Origin of the sequence: Microbacterium sp. VKM Ac-2923 (assembly GCF_022815605.1) — a bacterium.
GTDB lineage: Bacteria > Actinomycetota > Actinomycetes > Actinomycetales > Microbacteriaceae > Microbacterium.
Map to the genome: position 1 here is coordinate 1 of NZ_JALGRP010000032.1, position 581 is coordinate 581.

General features: G+C 70.6%; 1 protein-coding gene. It reads right to left on the reverse strand.

The genetic code is table 11. The annotated features are described in order from the left end of the window. Positions 1–581, reverse strand: a 581-nt coding sequence (locus MT347_RS18010) for an ABC transporter permease (RefSeq protein WP_243502736.1), incomplete at both ends; no start/stop codon positions are given.

Genomic DNA, 581 nt, shown 5'->3' on the forward strand with positions numbered 1-581 from the left:
GAGGCGCCGATGAGCCCGCCCAGCAGGCCGATGACGACCGATTCGACGACGAACTGCCCGGCAATCTGTCTGCGGGTGGCGCCGAGGGCGCGTCGGAGACCGATCTCGCCGACGCGTTCCATGACCGACAGTGTGGTGACGTTGGCGATGCCGAGGCCTCCCGCGAGGAGGACCACGACGGAGAGGATGACGAAGACGAGGTTGACGTCCGCCTGGACGTTGGTGCCGAGGTCGGAGCGGCCGGAGGGGGCGGCGACGTCCATCGTGTCGGGGTTGTCGGGTGCGAGGGCGAGGGCGATCTGCTGGCGGAGCTGTGGTCCGGCGCCGACGTCGATTCTGGCCTGGGCTTGGCCGGGTGCTGCGGCGGCGAAGTCGGCGCGGGCGGTGCCGGTGGGGATGATGACGGCGTCGGCGAGCTCTCCGCGGGTGGTGGGGGTGCCGTAGATGCCGACGACGGCGTAGGCGATGTCGTCGATGAAGATGGAGGGTTGGGTGTCGACGCGGTTGATGCCGAGCTGCTCGGCGGCGCGTTCGCCGAGGAGTGCGACGCGGTCGGCGCGGGTGTCGTGGCCGTTGTCGAA